The 18,276-nt window shown below is 73.5% G+C and carries 18 protein-coding genes and 1 tRNA gene; 10 read left to right on the top strand and 9 right to left on the bottom strand.

What is annotated here, in order from left to right:
* The first annotated feature begins 24 nt into the window (after positions 1-24).
* Both IGA62_RS10260 and IGA62_RS10255 read left to right on the top strand, forming a co-directional pair.
* Complete coding sequence (locus tag IGA62_RS10260; protein ID WP_145815252.1) at positions 25-741, top strand: HAD family hydrolase; 717 nt, start codon at positions 25-27, stop codon at positions 739-741.
* Positions 742-826: 85 nt separating this feature from the next.
* Positions 827-2,506, top strand: a complete 1,680-nt coding sequence (locus IGA62_RS10255; protein WP_198501220.1) for a vanadium-dependent haloperoxidase — start codon at positions 827-829, stop codon at positions 2,504-2,506.
* Here IGA62_RS10255 and IGA62_RS30555 read toward each other — a convergent pair.
* Both IGA62_RS30555 and IGA62_RS10245 read right to left on the bottom strand, forming a co-directional pair.
* On the bottom strand, positions 2,468-3,442 hold the full coding sequence (locus tag IGA62_RS30555; protein WP_190289274.1) for an AfsR/SARP family transcriptional regulator: 975 nt from the start codon (positions 3,440-3,442) through the stop codon (positions 2,468-2,470). The genes IGA62_RS10255 and IGA62_RS30555 overlap by 39 nt on opposite strands.
* A 178-nt stretch (positions 3,443-3,620) precedes the next feature.
* Complete coding sequence (locus tag IGA62_RS10245; RefSeq protein ID WP_145815254.1) at positions 3,621-4,316, bottom strand: IclR family transcriptional regulator; 696 nt, start codon at positions 4,314-4,316, stop codon at positions 3,621-3,623.
* Between the two features lie 63 nt (positions 4,317-4,379).
* Between IGA62_RS10245 and cysS the strand changes: the two genes are divergently transcribed.
* The gene (cysS, locus tag IGA62_RS10240; RefSeq protein WP_145815255.1) at positions 4,380-5,795 is read left to right on the top strand and encodes a cysteine--tRNA ligase; all 1,416 of its coding nucleotides are present in this window, start codon (positions 4,380-4,382) and stop codon (positions 5,793-5,795) included.
* A complete protein-coding gene (gene rlmB, locus IGA62_RS10235; protein WP_145815256.1) occupies positions 5,795-6,910 on the top strand; it encodes a 23S rRNA (guanosine(2251)-2'-O)-methyltransferase RlmB in 1,116 nt (371 codons plus the stop codon). Before cysS ends, rlmB begins: the two co-directional genes overlap by 1 nt.
* Positions 6,911-6,971: 61 nt before the next feature.
* On the opposite strand, the gene IGA62_RS10230 is transcribed toward rlmB, so the two are convergent.
* The gene (locus tag IGA62_RS10230; protein ID WP_145815257.1) at positions 6,972-8,063 is read right to left on the bottom strand and encodes an ABC transporter ATP-binding protein; all 1,092 of its coding nucleotides are present in this window, start codon (positions 8,061-8,063) and stop codon (positions 6,972-6,974) included.
* Between the two features lie 375 nt (positions 8,064-8,438).
* Here IGA62_RS10230 and IGA62_RS10225 point away from each other — a divergent pair.
* Positions 8,439-8,515: transfer RNA gene (locus IGA62_RS10225), tRNA-Thr, on the top strand.
* An 86-nt stretch (positions 8,516-8,601) separates the two neighbouring features.
* Here IGA62_RS10225 and IGA62_RS10220 read toward each other — a convergent pair.
* Positions 8,602-9,474, bottom strand: a complete 873-nt coding sequence (locus IGA62_RS10220) for an alpha/beta fold hydrolase (RefSeq protein ID WP_145815258.1) — start codon at positions 9,472-9,474, stop codon at positions 8,602-8,604.
* 85 nt (positions 9,475-9,559) lie between these two features.
* Here IGA62_RS10220 and IGA62_RS10215 point away from each other — a divergent pair, with 85 nt between their 5' ends.
* The 5 genes from IGA62_RS10215 (at position 9,560) to IGA62_RS10195 (ending at position 12,945) form a co-directional block, all read left to right on the top strand.
* The gene (locus IGA62_RS10215; RefSeq protein WP_145815259.1) at positions 9,560-9,961 is read left to right on the top strand and encodes a helix-turn-helix domain-containing protein; all 402 of its coding nucleotides are present in this window, start codon (positions 9,560-9,562) and stop codon (positions 9,959-9,961) included.
* Positions 9,962-9,995: 34 nt separating this feature from the next.
* Positions 9,996-10,406 (top strand): VOC family protein, encoded by a 411-nt coding sequence (locus tag IGA62_RS10210; protein WP_091452676.1) that lies wholly within the window; start codon positions 9,996-9,998, stop codon positions 10,404-10,406.
* A 106-nt stretch (positions 10,407-10,512) separates the two neighbouring features.
* Entirely contained in the window at positions 10,513-11,280 is a 768-nt protein-coding gene (locus IGA62_RS10205; protein WP_145815260.1) for an enoyl-CoA hydratase/isomerase family protein, read from the top strand.
* Positions 11,281-11,374: 94 nt separating this feature from the next.
* The gene (locus tag IGA62_RS10200) at positions 11,375-11,725 is read left to right on the top strand and encodes a YciI family protein (RefSeq protein WP_145815261.1); all 351 of its coding nucleotides are present in this window, start codon (positions 11,375-11,377) and stop codon (positions 11,723-11,725) included.
* On the top strand, positions 11,722-12,945 hold the full coding sequence (locus IGA62_RS10195; protein WP_145815262.1) for an RNA polymerase sigma factor: 1,224 nt from the start codon (positions 11,722-11,724) through the stop codon (positions 12,943-12,945). The genes IGA62_RS10200 and IGA62_RS10195 overlap by 4 nt, the downstream gene beginning before the upstream one ends.
* A gap of 25 nt (positions 12,946-12,970) precedes the next feature.
* Here IGA62_RS10195 and IGA62_RS10190 read toward each other — a convergent pair whose 3' ends face one another.
* The 5 genes from IGA62_RS10190 to IGA62_RS10170 form a co-directional block, all read right to left on the bottom strand.
* Positions 12,971-14,248: an RNA polymerase sigma factor gene (locus IGA62_RS10190; protein ID WP_145815263.1), complete on the bottom strand. Its 1,278-nt coding sequence runs from the start codon at positions 14,246-14,248 to the stop codon at positions 12,971-12,973.
* Entirely contained in the window at positions 14,245-14,649 is a 405-nt protein-coding gene (locus tag IGA62_RS10185; protein ID WP_145815264.1) for a YciI family protein, read from the bottom strand. Before IGA62_RS10185 ends, IGA62_RS10190 begins: the two co-directional genes overlap by 4 nt.
* Entirely contained in the window at positions 14,646-15,908 is a 1,263-nt protein-coding gene (locus IGA62_RS10180) for a hypothetical protein (protein ID WP_186499696.1), read from the bottom strand. Before IGA62_RS10180 ends, IGA62_RS10185 begins: the two co-directional genes overlap by 4 nt.
* Positions 15,909-15,977: 69 nt before the next feature.
* A complete protein-coding gene (locus IGA62_RS10175; protein ID WP_145815265.1) occupies positions 15,978-17,543 on the bottom strand; it encodes an FAD-dependent oxidoreductase in 1,566 nt (521 codons plus the stop codon).
* Positions 17,544-17,707: 164 nt separating this feature from the next.
* Positions 17,708-18,193 (bottom strand): MSMEG_6728 family protein, encoded by a 486-nt coding sequence (locus IGA62_RS10170; protein ID WP_145815266.1) that lies wholly within the window; start codon positions 18,191-18,193, stop codon positions 17,708-17,710.
* Positions 18,194-18,276: the final 83 nt, after the last annotated feature.

The following is an 18,276-nucleotide window of genomic DNA, read 5'->3' as shown; positions in this document are numbered from 1 at the left end:
GGATAGTCGGAGGCCCTTCCCATCATGATCAGAGCAGTGGTGTTCGACGCGGACGAGACGCTGCTGGATTTGCGGCCGGCGGTGACCGGCGGGCTGCTGGCCGTACTGGAGGAGATGCGGCGGTTGACCCCGGCGGCGGGCGGGGTCTCCCTCGCCGACCTGGAGTCGGACTGGGGTGCGGTCTTCCGTGCGCAAGCCGCCGACCCGGTGCAGGAGATCCGCCGGGTGGCGCTGGCCCGGTCGCTGGGCCGTGCCGGGCTCGCGGAGCACCTGGAGAGCTTCGCCACCCTCTTCTACACCCGCCGGTTCGCGCTCACCCGGCCCTACCCGGACGTGTTGCCGGCCCTCGCCGAGCTGCGGCCCCGGTTCACCCTCGGGTACGCCACCAACGGCAACAGCCGGGCCGGGCAGTGCGGACTGGCCGGTGAGTTCGCCTTCGAGCGGTACGCGCACGAGAACGGCCTGCCGAAGAAGCCCGCGCCGGAGTTCTTCGCGGAGGTGGCGGCGGCGGCCGGGTCGCATCCGACGGAGGTGCTCTACGTCGGTGACTCGCTCGCCCTCGACGTGGTCGCACCCCAGGCGGTCGGGATGCGTGCGGTCTGGCTCAACCGGGCCGGTACGCCCCGGCCCGACGGCGTACGACCGGATGCCGAGATCACCACGCTGGCCGACCTGCCGGCCGTGGTACGGCTGCTCGACGTGCCGGTCACCGCCGGTAGCCGTCCGGTAGCGGATACGTAGTGCCCACATAGCCGGTCAGCCCACGCTCTCGGTGGCCGCGGTCGATCAAGCGCGGTCGATCAAGGTCTCTCACCGAGGAGTCCCATTGGGCTGGCTCAGCAACTCGTCCCGCCGGTGGAGCGCGGTCGCGCTCGCCGCCGTCAGTCTCGGCACCGTCGCCGCCGTCGTACCCACCGTCCCGGCGTCCGCCGTCGGACCCACGGACCACGTCCTCTACTGGAACGACGTCCTGCTCCGGACGTACCGCCAGGTCGGCGGCGCGCCAGGGCCGCTCGCCCGGGCCGGGGGGATGATGCACGGCGCGATCTACGACGCCGCGAACTCGGCGCTCTGCGCCACCGGGGCCGACCGCTGCATCGGCCAGCAGTACCGGACCACGGTCGCCCCGACCGCGGGCGTCACCCCGGACCTCGCCACGGCCATCGACTACGCCGCGTACGACACGCTGCGCAGCATCTTCCCGACGATCAGCTTCTCCACCGACCTGACCACCGCCCAGCAGGACATTCCCGCCTCGGCGGGGCGTACCGACGGGCAGCGCATCGGCTCCGCCGCCGCGCAGGTGATGATCAGTTTCCGGACCAGCGACGGCGCGCCGGACGCCTCCACGTACGCCGACGGCACCGTGCCCGGCCAGTGGCGGCGGACCGGCTCCGGTGAGCCGGCCACCCCGAGCTGGGGCCTGGTCAAGCCGTTCGCGATGACCTCGACCACCCAGTTCCGCCCCGGGCTGCCGGCCGGCCACTCCAGCTACCCCAGCCTGCTTGCCAGCCAGACGTACGCCGACCAGGTCAACGAGGTCAAGTCGCTCGGCCGGTACGACAGCACCACCCGGACCGCCGACCAGACCCAGGCGGCCTGGTTCTGGGCCAACGACCTGGACGGGACGTACAAGCCGCCGGGGCAGCTCTTCACGCACACGCAGATCGTGGCGAAGGCCGCCAAGCTCACCCAGGCGGGCAACGCCCGGCTCTTCGCCCTGGTCGGCCTCGCCATGGCCGACGCGGCGATCGTCTCCTGGGATGCCAAGTACCAGACCGCGATCGACCTGTGGCGGCCGGAGACCGCGATCCAGCGGGCCAACGAGGACGGACGGACCGACACCGTCGCCGACACCGCCTGGAAGCCGCTCTCCGCCGACGTGAACAACGTCCGCTTCTCGCCGCCGTTCCCCGCGTACACCTCCGGGCACGCCACCTTCGGTGCCGCCTGGGCCGGGGCGATGAGGGGCTTCTTCGGCTCGGACACCTTCGCCTTCACCGCCACCACGGAGGACCCGCACGCGGTCGGGGTCACCCGGGCGTTCACCAGCTTCAGCGCCGCCGCCACCGAGAACGCGCGCAGCCGGGTCTGGCTCGGCGTGCACTACCAGTTCGACGCGGACGCCGGGGCGTCGTCCGGCACCGCCCTGGCCAACCACGTCACCGCCAACCACCTCCGGCCCACCGCCTCGTACGCCTTCGACGGCTTCTACGAGGGCAGCCTGAACGTCGGCGGGCTGATCCCCGACGCCGCCGCGCCGTCCACCTTCACGGTCGGGTTCAGGCTGACCGCCGGCGGCACCCCGGTCACCGACCCGGGGGCCGTCGTCGGCACCTCCTGGAACGGCAACCCGGCGACCGCCGGCACGCCCACCCTCGTCAACGGCCGGTACGAGATCGCGCTCTCCGTGCCACGGTCCTGCGCTGGTCGTACCTGGACCTTCTCGGTGCTGCTGCGGGACGGTTCACGCCGCGACCTCGGGGTGCGGTGCAGCACCGTCTGAGTTGAGCCGGTCCGCCGGCGGCGTGGTCGCGGATCCGAGCCGCGCCGCCGGCTCTCCGCCGTCGATCAGGTGCCGGCGGATGTCCCGCAGCATCCGCTCGATCTCGTCCAGTCGCAGCAGCGTCTCGGCGAGGCCGGCCCCGGCCCGGCCCGCGTCGATCGGGGCCGGGCCGGCGGGCACGGGTGGTGCGGCGGGCACGGGTGGTTCGGCGCGGAGCAACGCCTGGTACGCCAGGGACAGCTCCGGGCCCGGGTCGAGTCCCAGTTCGTCGCGGAGCAGCATCCGGGCCCGCCGGTAGCAGCTCACCGCCTCGCTGCGGCGACCCGCCCGGTGCAGGGCGACCACCAGGTGCCGCCACAGTGGCTCGTGCAGCGGGTGCCGCTCGACCATCGCGGTCAGTTTCGGGATCAGCTCGTGGTGCCGGCCATCGGCCAGGTCCAGCCCGATCAGCTCGGACTTCACCCCGATTCGCTCCTCGGCCAGCCGCGCCGCCTCGGTCACCGCGAACGGGGCGTCGACGTCGCCGAGCGGCGGCCCGATGTGCAGCCGCAGCGCGCTGCGGTACGCCTCGGCGGCGGCATCCCGCCGTCCGGTGGCGGCGAGTGCCCGGCCCTGGCGGGCCAGGTGCCGGAACACCGCCACGTCGATCCCGCCCGGGTCGGCCCGGAGCAGGTAACCGGTGGAGTGGGTCCGCACCTCGACCCCCGGCAGCCCGCGCAGGCAGCGCCGGATCACCGAGATCTGCCCCTGCACCTGCGTCCGTACGGTACGCGGCGGCCGATCCCCCCAGACGGCGTCGATGATCTGGTCCACCGGTACCAACGAATTGGCGTTGAGCAGCAGCAACGCCAGCACCGCCCGGGGTCGGTTGCCGTCCAGCCGGACCCGGCGTCCCTCGTCGGTGATGGTGAGTGGACCGAGCAGCCGGAACCTCACGACGGTCGCGGGTCGCCGCAGCACGGCGTCCGCCCGTCGTCGGTACGCGTGGCACAACCAGAGCCCATCAGTCCTCCGCCCCCGTAGCCCAAGGAGAACGCCAAGCTGCTGCAACCATAGAAGTTGAATGATGCGATGACAATGACACGGACCGCCGGACACGGCCGGTGGGGCCAGCTCAGGACAGGGCGCGGGCGATCGCGGCGGCGGCGGTGAGGACCTGCCCGCCGACGCTTCCGGCGTCCAGCGGGGCCAGCGCCACCACGCCGACGCTCGCCTCCAGCCCGGGTACGCCGAGCACCGGAGCGGCCACCCCGTACGCACCGGGTTGCAGCTCCCCCTCGGTGGTCACCGGGCCGGCGGAGCCGGTCCGACCGGCGAGGATGGCCCGGCCCGCCGCCCCGCGCTCCAGCGGGTGCCGGGAGCCCGTCCGGTACGCCACGTGGAACGCCGTCCAGCTCGGCTCGACCACGGCCAGGGCGACGCCCTCGTCCCCCTCCACCACGGTCAGGTGCGCGGTCGCCCCGGCCTGCTCGGCCAGCCGGCGCAGCGCGGGCATCGCCCCCTCGGCGAGCAGCGGTTGGGCACGTCGGGCCAGGTGCAGCACCCCGGCACCGAGGCGCAGTCGGCCCGCCCGGTCGCGGCGCAGCATGCCGTGCCCGGTCAGTGCGCTGACCAGCCGGTAGACGGCCGCCCGGCCGATGCCGAGCCGGTGTGCGGCCTCGGTGACGGTCAGCCCGCCCTGCGCGTCCGCGACCAGGTGCAGCAGGCGCAGTCCCCGGTCCAGGGTCTGCGAGGTCTCCCCGGGTCGACCGGGTGTCGTGCCCCCGACCGGCTCCGCGAACCCGTCACCGGGTCGTCCCGCCGTCTCCACAGCAGGCAGCGTACGGCCCGCGCCGGGCAGCTTCGAGGACGTGGGGACCGTTACCCTTGTACGGTGACGCTACGCCTGTATGACACCGCCACCCGTTCGGTCCGGGACTTCGTCCCGCGGGAAGCCGGCAAGGTGGGGGTCTACCTGTGTGGTCTCACCCTCCAGGCACCCCCGCACATCGGTCATCTTCGCTCCGGCGTCAACTACGACGTGTTGCGCCGGTGGCTGCTGGCGAAGGGCTTCGAGGTCACCTTCATCCGCAACCTGACCGACATCGACGACAAGCTGCTGGTCAAGTCGTGCGAGCAGGACCGCCCGTTCTGGGCGATCGCGTACGCCAACGAGCAGATCCTGGCCGCCGCGTACCGGACGCTGAACGTGCTGTCGCCGACGTACGAACCCCGGGCCACCGGGCACGTCCCGGAGATGCACGAGCTGATCGCCACGCTGATCGAGCGGGGACACGCCTACCCGGCCACCGACGGCTCCGGCGACGTCTACTTCGACGTCGGCTCCTGGCCGGCGTACGGCACGCTCTCCGGCCAGTCGCCGGACGACATGCAGTCCGCCGGGGACGCCCCCGACCGGGGCAAGCGTGACCCGCGTGACTTCGCGCTCTGGAAGGGCGCCAAGCCGGACGAGCCGGCCGACGCCTACTGGCCGTCGCCCTGGGGGCGGGGCCGCCCCGGCTGGCACATCGAGTGCTCGGCGATGTGCTGGCGTTACCTCGGTGCCGAGTTCGACATCCACGGCGGTGGGCTCGACCTGACCTTCCCGCACCACGAGAACGAGATCGCCCAGTCGACCGCCGCCGGCCTGCCGTTCGCCCGCTACTGGGTGCACCACGGCCTGCTCAGCCTCGACGGGGCGAAGATGGGCAAGTCGGCCGGCAACGCCCTCGACCTGGCCTATGTCGCCTCGCTCGGGGTACGGCCGGTCGAGTTGCGCTACTACTTCGCCTCGGCGCACTACCGGTCCCGCATCGACTACACCGAGGACGCGCTGCGCGAGTCGGCGACCGCGTACCGGCGGATCGAGGGCTTCGTGCAGCGGGCCGTCGAGCGGGCCGGCGCGGGGCACCCCGGCGAGCTGCCGGCGGCGTTCACCGCCGCGATGGACGACGACCTGAACACCTCCGCCGCGCTGGCCGTCCTGCACGACGCCCTCCGCGACGGGAACACCGCGCTGGCCGGCGGGGACGATGTGACGGTCCGCACCGCGCTCGCCGCCGTCCGCGCGATGCTGGATATCCTCGGCGTCGACCCTCTGGACGCCGCCTGGACCGGCGGCGGTCGCGGCGACGACCTGCGCGGCGTGGTGGACTCCCTGGTCGCGCTGGCCCTGGAGCAGCGTGCCCAGGCGCGCGGTCGCAAGGACTGGGCCGCCGCCGACGCGGTACGCGACCAGCTCAAGCAGGCCGGCGTGATGGTCGAGGACACCCCCCAGGGACCCCGTTGGACTATTGGAGAGCAGGACTGATGCCCGGCAACTCACAGCGCCGAGGCCGGCGACTGGCCCCGAAGGCGGGAGCCCCGAAGGGCTCCGGAGGCAAGAACCGGGACGCCCTCGCCGGGCGGGGGAAGACCCTCCCTGCCGACGAGCGTCCCTGGCACAAGGCGTACTCGGGCACCGAGAAGCTGCCCCAGCGCACCGCCTGGAAGCAGGACAAGGAACGGCGTGCCGCCGCCGAGGAGGGGCGTGCCCCCAAGATCGGCCAGCCCGGCAGCAAGGACACCACCTGGGGCAAGGGCGGGGGCCGGGGCGTCCCCGCCGCCAAGGGGCGCGGCGGCAAGCCGGCCGCCCGCAGTGGCCCCCGGGTCGCCCCGGGCCGCCGGTCGAACCCGGCAAAGGACAGCCCCGAGCTGCTGGTCGGCCGGAACCCGGTGCTGGAGTCGCTGCGTACGCACGTCCCGGCGACCGCGCTCTACACCGCCCAGGGCATCGACGCCGACGACCGGGTCAAGGAGATCATCCGGACGGCCGCGGACCGGGGCATCGCCATCCTGGAGGTCAGCCGGGCCGAACTGGACCGGATGACCGGGGGCGTGCTGCACCAGGGCGTCGGTCTCCAGGTGCCGTCGTTCGCGTACGAGCCGTTCGAGGACCTGGTGGCGGCGGCGCTGGAGCAGACCGCCCCGCTGCTGGTGGCGCTGGACGGGGTCACCGACCCGCGCAACCTCGGCGCGGTGATCCGGTCGGCTGCCGCGTTCGGCGCGCAGGGTGTCTTCGTACCGGAACGGCGGGCTGCGGGGATCACCGCGACCGCCTGGCGGACCAGTGCCGGCGCGGCGGCGCGGGTGCCGGTGGCGCAGGTGACGAACCTGACCCGCTCCCTGAAGGCCTGCCAGGACGCCGGGTTCATGGTGGTCGGGCTGGACGCCGACGGCGAGACCGACCTCTACGACCTGGAGGCCGCGGTCGGCCCGCTGGTCGTGGTGGTCGGCTCGGAGGGGCGCGGTCTGTCCCGGCTGGTCGGCGAGACCTGCGACCTGACCGTGCGCATCCCGATGGTCTCCGATGTGGAGTCGCTGAACGCCAGCGTCGCGGCGGCGGTCACCCTCGCCGAGGTGTCCCGGCGGCGTAGCGCCGGCTGAGGCCCGTATCGACGCCGAAAGGGGCGGTCCGCCGAAGCGGGCCGCCCCTTTCGCGGGTACGTCAGATCCGGTTGCCGCTGGCGGCGTTGAAGACGTGGATCCGGCCGGTGCGCGGCTTGACGAACACGGTGTCACCCATGTTCGGCATGGCCCGACGGTCGGTACGGACGACGAACCGCTCGTTCGCGCCCTCCAGCGCGGCGTGGCCGTAGATGTTGGCGTCCGAGCCGAGGTCCTCGACCAGCTCGACGACGACCGGCATGCCGCCCTCGGTCGGGCTGACCAGCTCGCAGTCCTCCGGACGGAAGCCCACGGTGACCTTGCCGTTGCCGCCCTCGGCGCGGGCCGCCTCGACCTGCTCGCGGGTGAGCGGGATGCTCATCTCGGCGAAGGTCGCGCCGTGCTCGCCCAGCGGAACGGTCTTGATGTTCATGGCCGGGGAGCCCATGAAGCCGGCGACGAAGACGTTCGCCGGGGTGTCGTAGAGCGCCCGGGGGGTGTCCACCTGCTGGAGGACACCGTCGAGCATGACGGCCACCCGGTGACCCATGGTCATCGCCTCGACCTGGTCGTGGGTGACGTAGACGGTGGTGACACCGAGCTTCGCCTGGAGCGACGCGATCTGGGTACGGGTCTGCACCCGGAGCTTGGCGTCGAGGTTCGACAGCGGCTCGTCCATGAGGAAGACCTGGGGCTCGCGGACGATGGCCCGGCCCATCGCGACCCGCTGGCGCTGGCCACCGGAGAGCGCCTTCGGCTTGCGGCTGAGGTACTCCTCCAGCTGGAGCAGCGCGGCCGCCTCCTTGACCCGCCGGTCGATCTCCGACTTGGGGGTCTTGCGGAGCTTGAGCGCGAACGCCATGTTCTCGTACACCGACATGTGCGGGTAGAGGGCGTAGTTCTGGAAGACCATCGCGATGTCGCGGGCCTTCGGGGGCAGGTGGGTGACGTCGCGCTGGTCGATGTAGATCGAGCCCTCGTCGACGTCCTCCAGGCCGGCGAGCATCCGCAGGCTGGTGGACTTGCCGCAACCGGAGGGGCCGACCAGGACGAGGAACTCGCCGTCGCCGATCTCCAGGTCCAGCTTGTTGACGGCGGGCCGCTCGGTGCCCGCGTAGATGCGGGACGCCTTGGCGTAGGTGACCGTGGCCATGGTGAAGCGCTTCCTTTCACCGGCAGGAACGTGCCGGACGATCCGAGTGAAGGAGCAACCGGCGCGTGGCCGCGCCGGCCCGTCGGCCGAATTCCCGTCACCCGGGGGTCACCGGAATGTCGTCCGCGTCACTGCACCGTAAACGGGATTTCCCCGGCTGCCAAGACGGTGAGCACCGGATGGGACCGACGACATTCGCATACCGGTCAGTAGGGCACGCACAACCATCAATCGCCGGGACATTGACTGCGTTGCGTGCACCGTAGGATCACAACCCGACCAGAAGGACACCGCCGGATCACGTTTCCGGTGCTGAGGGGCCTGGTGAGGGAGGAAATCCGGACGTCAGTCGCTATGCTGACCACGGACGCCCGCGCCCCTGTAGCTCAGCTGGCCAGAGCACTCGCCTTGTAAGCGAGATGTCGCCGGTTCGATCCCGGCCGGGGGCTCCAATTCCCGTCGGTTCCGGGTCCGTTCCGCCACGGAACGGGCCCGGACGACGGGCGTCCGGATCCGACCGTCCTGTCCGTCAGGTGGCTCACCGCGCGGCCGGCGGGACCGCGGTGGTGTGGGCCAGCAGCGCGTCGGCGAGCGGATCCAGCACCGCGGGTGCCAGTGCGTGCCCCATGCCGGGGATGCGGACCAGCGTGGCCGACGGAATCAGTCCGGCCAGGTGGGACGCGTGCGGCGGCGGGTTGATCGGATCCTCCGGTGCCTCGACGACCAGGAACGGCACGCGTACGCCGGCCAGCTCCGCGCCCCGGTCCAGTCCGTCCTGACCGGCGCGGGCGTGCGCGGCGGGGTTGCGGTGGGTGCCGGTGTGGTCGATACAGGTCACCTCGATCTCCCGGAAGGCGGTCTCGTCGAAGGGGAGCACGTCGCCGTTGAGGAGCCGCCAGTGCGCCACCCGCCAGTCGAGTTCCGCCTCCCGGTCCCGCTCGTCGGTGAAGTGTTCCCACAGGCGCAGCAGTCGCGGGTCCGGGTCCGGCAGGGGCGGTGCGTCGTCGCCGCCGGCCAGCCCGGCACCGAGCGCGGTGGTGCAGAACGCGGTGGCCGACAGCAGCCGTCCGGGGTGGTCGAGGGCGAGGAGCTGCACCAGTACGCCGCCCATCGACATGCCCACGACGTGCGCCCGCTCCACGCCGGCCGCGTCGAGTACGGCGACGGCGTCGTCGGCCAGGTCGGCCACCTGGTACGGGTGCTCGTCGAACGCCCGGGTGGAGCGGCCGGTGTCGCGGTGGTCGTAGACGATCACCCGGTGCCGGGTGGCGAGCCGGTCGACAAGCGCGGGCGGCCAGGTGAGTCCGCTGGCGTTGGCGCCCATGACCAGGAGCAGGGGCGGTGCGTCGACCGGGCCGACCGCCCTGGCCCAGAGCCGGTACGGGGGTGTGACGTCGACCTGGAAGTCCATGGTCGACATTCTTCCGCAGTCCGGTCCGCCGAAACCTCCCGGCCGGCGGGCTGCCGGCCGGGGGTGCCCTCGTAGGCTGGCGGGCGTGAGCCGTGCGGTCGAGCAGTCCAACCGGGCGATGCTGCGCGCCCGGGACGCCATGGACCGTTCGTACGCCGAGCCGCTGGACATCCCGTCCCTGGCCCGGATCGCCCACGTCTCCGAGGCGCACTTCATCCGTACCTTCCGGGCGACCTTCGGCGAGACCCCGCACCGCTATCTCCAGCGTCGGCGGGTCGAACGGGCGATGTCCCTGCTGCTGGAGTCGGACCGCGACGTCACCGAGATCTGCGTCGCGGTCGGCTTCGGCAGTCTCGGCACGTTCAGCCGGACCTTCTCGGAGATCGTCGGCGAGTCGCCGACCGCGTTCCGGAAGCGGCGGAGCCCGGCCGGCACCGTGCCGAGCTGCTTCACCAAGGCCTGGACCAGACCCAGCAGTTTCGGATAAGCAGCAGGTCAGGGGCGGGTCGTAGCGTGGTGGCATGACGATGAACGCGATCACCCGCTCCCAGGTCTACGTCCTCGACCAGGACGAGGCCCTCGACTTCTACGTCGGCAAGCTCGGCCTGGAGGTCAGCACCGACCAGGATCTCGGCTTCATGCGTTGGCTGACGGTCCGGGTCCCGGGCGACCCGGGCCGGGAGATCCTGCTGGAGAAGCCCGGCCCGCCGGCCCTGGACCCGGCCACCGCCGAGCAGGTGCGGGAGCTGCTGACCAAGGGCGCGCTGGGTGGTTACCTCTTCATGACCACCGACGACGCACACCGGACGTACGCGGACCTGGTGGCCAAGGGCGTGGACGTCACCGACGAGCCGACCGACCGCCCGTACGGCATCGACTTCGGCATCCGTGACCCCTTCGGCAACCGCATCCGCGTGGGCCAGATGCACTGAAACCGCCCGGCCCGCGTGGGGCGGAGCGCCTGGATCGCCCCGACCTCGGGACCGGCCCGACGGGTTAGGGTCGGCGGGCCGGAAGGGCCGGGCGGGAGGGGGAGCGGTGGGGGATGGCGGGCTGACCGTCCGGGTGACCGGGGCGGTGGCGACGGTGGAGATCAGTAATCCGCGCCGCCGGAACGCGATGACCCCGGACATGTGGCGGCAGCTGCCACCGCTGCTCGACCGGCTGGAGGTGGACCCGGCCGTCCGCGTCCTGGTGCTCACCGGGGCGGGGGAGACCTTCTGCGCCGGGGCCGACCTGGGTGACCTGGACGAGCTGCTGGCAGCCGGCGACCAGAGCGTGGCGGTGGCCGCCGAGGAACGGCTGGCCGCGTTCGCCAAGCCGACCGTCGCCGCGGTACGCGGTGCCTGCGTCGGCGGCGGCTGTCAGCTCGCCGTCGCCTGTGACCTGCGGATCGCCGCCGCCGACGCCCGGTTCGGCGTCCCGCCGGCCAAGCTCGGGGTGGTCTACCCGACGCCGACCACCCGCCGTCTGGCGGCGCTGGTCGGGCCGGCCACGGCGAAATACCTGATCTTCACCGGCGAGCTGGTGGACGCCGACCGGGCCGCGCGGGTCGGCCTGGTCGACGAGGTGGTGCCCGTCGACCGGTTCACCGGCCGGATCGCCGAGCTGACCGGCACCGTCGCCGTCCGCTCCCAGCTCAGCGTCGTCGCCGCCAAGGAGATCGTGGACGGTCGGGCCGACGCCGGGCGGGCGGCCTGGTGGCACCGGCAGGTCCGGGCCAGCGGTGAGGCGCGGGAGGGGGTGGCGGCGTTCCACGAGCGCCGTCCGGCCCGGTTCACCTGGACGATCCCGCCGACCGGTTGATTCTCCCGCCAGGCGGTGTCGATTCCGCTCGCGCTCGTTCGTGTAGTGGGTGAGCGTCGGCACCGGCCGGCGACGGTAGGCGAGGAGACACCTCATGAAGCAGTACCTGCTCAGCGTGGTCCAGCCGGACGGCCCCGCACCGGAGGCCGAGGTACTGGAGAAGATCATGCGGGACGTGGGCGTGGTCGACGCGGAGATGCGGGCGGCCGGAGTCTGGGTCTTCGCCGGCGGGCTGCACCCGCCGAGCACGGCGACCGTGGTCCGGGTCACCGACGGGGAACTGCTGACGACCGACGGCCCGTACGCCGAGGGCAAGGAACACCTCGGCGGCTTCACCATCATCAAGGCCCCCGACCTGGACACCGCGCTCGACTGGGGTGGTCGGCTGGCCCGGGCCACCACCCTTGCGGTGGAGGTGCGGCCCTTCGTGAACGAGCCCGCGTGACCCGACCCGCCCTGGAGCGGGTGTTCCGCGCCGAGTACGGCCGGGCGGTCGCCGTCCTGGCCCGTGTCTTCGGTGACCTCGACGTCGCCGAGGAGGCGGTCCAGGACGCCTTCGTCGAGGCGGCGCGGCGCTGGCCGGACGACGGCCCGCCGCCCAGCCCGGCTGGCTGGATCATCACCACCGCCCGGAACCGGGCGATCGACCGGCTCCGGCGGGAGGCGACCCGGGCCGACCGGTACGCGCAGGCGGCCCTGCTGCACGCCGCCGGAGAGCCAGCCGAGGAGGGGCCCGTGCACGACGACCGGCTCCGGCTGATCTTCACCTGCTGCCATCCGGCGCTCGCCCCCGGCGCGCGGGTCGCGCTGACCCTGCGGCTGTTGGGCGGGCTCACCACCGCCGAGATCGCCCGCGCCTTCCTGGTGCCCGAGTCGACCATGGCCCAACGGCTGGTCCGGGCCAAGGCCAAGATCCGGGACGCGGGGATCCCGTACCGGGTGCCGGCGGACGCCGACCTGCCGGAACGGCTCCGGACCGTGCTGGCCGTGCTGTACCTGATCTTCAACGAGGGGTACACGGCCAGTTCCGGGGACCGGCTGGTCCGCGCGGAACTCTGCGCCGAGGCGATCCGGCTGGGGCGGCTGCTCGCCGAGCTGATGCCGGACGAGCCGGAGGTGATCGGCCTGCTCGCCCTGATGCTGCTGGTCGAGGCACGCCGGCCGGCGCGCACCGGCCCGGGCGGGGAACTGGTCCGCCTCGCCGAGCAGGACCGCGACCGGTGGGACGCCGACCTGGTCCGCGAGGGGCAGGACCTGGTCCGGCGTTGCCTGCGGCGCAACCAGCCCGGGCCGTACCAGATCCAGGCGGCGGTCAACGCCGTGCACAGCGACGCGCGGACGGCGGCCGACACCGACTGGTGGCAGATCCTGGCGCTGTACGACCAGCTGATGGCGGTCGCCCCCAGCCCGGTCGCGGCGCTGCACCGGGCGGTCGTGGTGGCCGAGGTCGACGGGCCGGGGCCGGCGCTGGCCCTGGTCGACGCCCTCGATCTCGGCCAGCACCACCTGTTCCACGCGATCCGCGCCGACCTGCTCCGCCGGCTCGGCCGCGACGCCGACGCGGTGTTCGCCTACCAGTCGGCGATCGCCCGGACGGAGAACACCGTCGAGCGGGAACTGCTGCGCCGCCGCCGGCAGGAACTGCTCGGCCGGGCGGGCGGGTGAACCGGCCCCGGCGATCGGGCCGGGTTCACCGGTCGGTCAGGCGGTCGGCGCGGCCGTGCAGGTACCGCTGGTGCGGCAGGCTGGTCGGGTGGCGGGCCGCCGTCAGGTACGCCTCGCGCGCCGCCGCCCGTTCGCCGGCCTGCTCCAGCAGGTGCGCCCGGACGGCGTGGAACCGGTGGCCGCTGGTGATCCGCTCGTCGGTGGCGAGTGCGGCCAGCAGCGCCAGTCCGGCGTGCGGGCCGTCGGCCATGGCCACCGCGACCGCGTGGTTCAGCCGTACCACCGGGTTGTCGGCCAGCCGGAGCAGCAGCTCGTAGAGGGCGACGATCTGCGGCCAGTCGGTCGCCCCGGCGCTCGGTGCCTCGTCGTGCAGGGCGGCGATCGCGGCCTGGAGCTGGTACGGGCCGGCCGGTTCCCGGCCCAGCGTGCCGTCCACCAGGGCCACGCCCTCGGCGACGAGAGCGGTGTTCCACCGGCTGCGGTCCTGCTCGGCCATCGGGACGAGTTCGCCGTCCGGGCCGGTGCGCGCCGGCCGCCGGGCGTCGGTGAGCAGCATCAGCGCGAGCAGGCCGGCCACCTCGCCGGAGTCGGGGAGGGCCCGGTGCAGCATCCGGGTCAGCCGGATCGCCTCGGCGGACAACTCGACCCGGTGCGGGCGCGGGCCGGACGTGCTCGCGTACCCCTCGGTGAAGATCAGGTAGAGCACGTGCAGGACGGCGTCGAGACGGGCCTCCCGTTCCCCCGGCGGGGGCAGGGCGAAGGGCATCCCGCTGGCCCGGACGCGCTGCTTGGCCCGGCTGATCCGCCGGGTCATGGTCGCCTCCGGCACCAGGAACGCGCGGGCGATCTCGGCGGTGGTCAGCCCGCCGACGGCCCGCAGGGTGAGCGCGATCTGCGCGGCCGGGGCGAGCGCGGGGTGGCAACAGAGGAAGAGCAGCACGAGCGTGTCGTCCGCCTCCGCCGCCACCCGGTCGGCGGACGGGGCGAGCCACCCCTCGGGCAGTACCCACCGGGCCACCGTGGCCTCCCGCTGCCGGCGTGCCTGCTCGCTGCGGAGCAGGTCGGTCAGGCGACGGGCGGCGACGGTGACCAACCAGCCACGGGGGTGCTCCGGCAGGCCGTCGACCGGCCAGCGCAGCGCCGCCGCGAGCAGCGCCTCCTGCACCGCGTCCTCGGCGGCGTCGAAGTGGCCGTACCGGCGGACGACCGCGCCGAGGACCTGCGGCGCCAGCCGGCGCAGCAGGCCCTCGACCTCGTCGTGCGGGCCGGGTGGACGCTCCGCCCGGCCCGAGGTGGTGGTCACAGCTCCAGGTCGTCCACGTTCTCCAGGACGGGCCGGACGTCCACGTACTCGCCGGGCACGTCCGGGTTCACGAACCGGGCGGCGATCTCGGTCGCCCGGTCGAAGCTCGCGCAGTCCACGATCGTGTACCCGGCGAAGACCTCCTCCGACTCCGCGTACGGCCCGTCGGTCACCACCGGCGCACCGCCCCGCAGCTGCACCCGGCGCGCGTGCACCGGGGCGGTGAGCCCCAGCCCGCCGACCAGCTCACCGGAGTCGGCCAGGTCCCGGTGGATCTTCTCCATGTGGGCGTGCAGGGCCGCGACCTCCTCGTGCGACATCGGTGGCTTGTCGCCCCCCGGCCGCCCGGCCATGGCGTCGTAGTCCTGCTGCGTGCCGTACAGCATGATCATGTACTTCATCGGGTGCTCCTCCTACGGTGCGGGCACCATCCGGTGCCGTCACCGGATACGTCGGAGCCGTCGGCCCCCGCCGGACATCCTGGCACCGGGATGGTCGGGACCGGTGGGCCGTCCGTGCTCACGGTGGGCCCGTCGCGGCGGGCGCGGCTGGCGGCGCGGGCCGCGTCGAGCGGCCGGTCGACGCACCCGGCCATCTGCACCACCAGTTCACCGTGCAGCAGCGGCCGGTTGACCTCACCGGCGACCTGGAGCGCCGGACCGGAGAGCGCACGCCAGATGGCGGCCAGCCCCGCGCCGAGGCCGAGCACTGCGACCGCCGTCCGGGTGACCGGGGAGCCGGCGGCGGCGGTGGCGCTCACCCCGACCACCGCCAGCAGGATCACCAGCAGCGGTACGAGCACCGGGTAGCAGATTCCGCGCGCCGCCTGCACCACCAACCGCCGGTCCCGGATGATCAGGTTGCGCGCGACGATCGCGTAGTGCTCCTCGTCGAGCAGGTCCCGGGGGTGCAGCCCGCCGGTGAGCACGCTGCGCCACAGTTCGCCCTGGTTGCGCAGCTCGTCGGCGAGGTCGCGCAGCTCCGCCTCGTGCGGGTCGCCCGCCGCCGCCGCGCGGACCGCGGTCGTCCAGCTCTCCAGGGAGTGGCGCACCACCGGGGCCGAGTACGGCGGCAGCACACTGGCCAGCTCGTCCAGCCAGCGGCGCAGCTGGTCCTGCCGGCCGCCGAACCGTTGGGGCAGCTCCTCGGTGTCGCACCGGCGGACGGTGTCGGCGAGGGAGCGGCCGAGGCGGTACCCGATCCCGACCCGGTGGTTGCGGGCCATCGCCCAGCGCAGCACGTCCACGTTCAGCTCGTCCAGAGCGACCAGCATCGCGTCGACGTCACCGGGGCGGTCGTGGCCGGCGTCGCGGATGTGCGCCTGGGCGGCGGCGGTCGACGGGCCGTCCCCGTCGTGCCGGGTCAGCGCGGCGATCTGGCGGAGTGCGACCTCCACCGCGTCGAGGTACATCCGCATCCGCTGCCGCCCCGACATCTCCGTCAGGTTGGACAGCTTGGCGCGGGGTGCGGCCGGCCGGCCGGGAGGGCCGTCGTCCAGGCTCGCGGTCCGCGCGTGGTGGTACGCGTCCGCCATCCACCAGCCGAGCCGCAGCGCGGTCACCACGCACGCCCGTTCGTCGGCGTCCGGGCCGTCCTCGCGTCCGGGCTCGTCGGGACGGGTGCCCGGCTCCGCCTGGAGCTGCTGGTGGCGTGAATGCACGGTGTCCCCCGCTGGCTTCCGATCCGCCGCCCAGTCTATTCGTATACCAGTGCTAATTTCGTGAAACGGTCATTTCCGCCGGTGTGGCCCGGCCCTGCCCGGCCTCGCTGTCCGTGCCAGCAGGCCTCGCAGGCGGACCGACCGGACCGGTTCGGCGGCCCCGCCCTCGGCACGCAGGACGTGGTTCGCGGCGATGATCCCGGTCGCCGCCGCCCGCTCCATCAACGCGCTCGGGAAATCCGTACGGATCCCGTCGCCGGCCAGGAGGAGCCCGGCCGCGTCGGTGCGTACCCCGGGCCGGGTCGCGTGGCCGCCCGGCGCGAACGCCGGGGCCCGCGCCTCCACCCGGGCCCGCAGCTCGCGCACCCGCAGCCCGGCGACCTCCGGCCAGAGTGTGGCCAGCTCGCCGCGCATCCGCTCGGCCAGCACCCCGGCGGCCACCCCGGGCTCGCAGGCGTACGCGTGCAGCTCCACCACCGAGCCCCCGGTGCGCTCCGCCCAGCGGCGGGAACCGTGCTCCAGCCGGTGGTAGAGGGTCACCGAGTCCAGGGTGGGTTGCCGGGACACCCCGCTGAACACCGCCCGTCCGGCGGCCACGTCCCCGTCCAGCCAGTACCGCGCGACCGCGTACGGCGGACCGGGCCGACCGAACGCGGGCACGCGCGCCACCAGGCCCGGGGCGACCGCCGCGAGCCCGGGTGAGTTCCCGACCAGCGCGGCGAGTGCCGGCGGGTCGACGGCCAGCACCACGTGTCCACCCCGGTACGCCGTCCCGCCGCCGGTCTCCACCCACCAGCCGGTTGCGTCACGACCCAACGCGGTGGCCGTCACGCCGGTCAGCACCCGGCCGCCGTGCCGCCGTAGGTGGTCGGCCAACGGCGCCCAGACCGCCGTCGCGTAGTCCTCGTCCGGGGCGTCGAACGCCAACCCCTCGCCGTTGCCGAGCAGGTAGAAGTGGAACTGCGCGACCATCTCGGCGGCGGACATCTCCGCCTCGTGGTTGAAGAACGAGTGCGAGAAGACCTCGAAGAGCATGGCCCGCGCCCGGTCCGGCAGCCGCAGCGAGTCGAGCAGCTCCTCGGCGCTCCGGCCGTCCAGTTCGGCGTAGGTGCGCTCCGGGTCGTACGTCAGCAGCGGGAGGGCCGCCTCCCGGTCCATTCCGTGCAGGTCACGCAGGCGCAGGCTCGGGCTGCGCAGCAGCAGCGCGAGCAGGTTCGCCGGCGGGGCGGGCGGCAGCCTGCCGAACTCCTCGGTCGGCCACCGGGCACTGAGGATCGGATAGCCCGGGACCGCTGTGAGGAAGCCGAGTGCCGGGTCGACCCGACGCAGGATCGACCGCCAGTTGTAGTACTGCCGGAAGAACGCGTGGAAGCCGTGCTCGACGACCTGTCGGCTGCCGTCGGCGAGGGTCTCCGGCCACGCGCCGAGCCGCCCGCCCAGGGTGGATGCGGCCTCCAGCACGGTCACCCGTACGCCCCGCTCGGCGAGCACCACCGCCGCCGACATGCCGGCGATGCCGCCGCCGACGACCACCACGTCGACCGGGTGCGGCACACGGGCCGCGCCACCCCCGCCCGGATCGACCAGGTGTTCGCGTACGCCGATCAACCGGCCGACTCGCTGCGACAGCATCATATGTCCGAGTTTGCCGCAGATTGTCGCCTGCGGTGCCCTGGTGGGTGCGGGGCGCGCTGGCCGAGGTGGTTGCAGGGGCACCCTGCACGCATGGCATGTGCCGAGGTGGTTGCAGGGGCACCCTGCACGACAAAAAGCGGTAGCAGGGGACCCCTGCTACCACCTCACACGGCGGGCAGGCACCGGCGCGGCCGATCCGAGTCGGGCCAGACGTACTCCAGGTCGGGCGGAACGTCCCCGAAGACCGGGCGGTAGTGGCCGGGATCCTTGCGCAGCAGGGACGACTGGTGGCTCCGGTGCAGGTCCGGCCGGCCGAGCCAGGGTGGCAGTTCACCGGCTGCGGCCAGTTCGGCCTGACCGCGTACCCCGGTGATGCCGCAGGCGGCGGCGAGGTCGGCGGTGAGCGTGGTCGCGCAGGTGTCCGCCCGTCCCGGCGCGCACCACACCGCGCAGACGTCCAGCCCGTACCGGACCAGCGCCTCCTCGTAGCCGGCCCACATCTTCACCGCCGGGTGGTTGCGCCAGCCGTAACCGGGCCAGGTCAGCCCGCGCAGCACCTGGATCGCCTCCACCCGCTGCTTGCCCAGCCGCCGCTGGTCCAGCGCCCGTGCGCTGGCCGCGAAGTCCGGGTACGGCAGGAAGGTCTGCACGATCCCGCTCTACCCGCCCCGCGTCGGCGCATGCCTGCCCGCGATCATGCGCCGCCCCGGCCGGGCGTGTCTGCCCGCGATCA

Origin of the sequence: Micromonospora sagamiensis, from assembly GCF_014680085.1 — a bacterium.
Classification (GTDB): domain Bacteria; phylum Actinomycetota; class Actinomycetes; order Mycobacteriales; family Micromonosporaceae; genus Micromonospora; species Micromonospora inyonensis.
The sequence above is the reverse complement of the archived record's forward strand: the minus strand, read 5'-3'. Positions and strand labels throughout refer to the sequence as shown.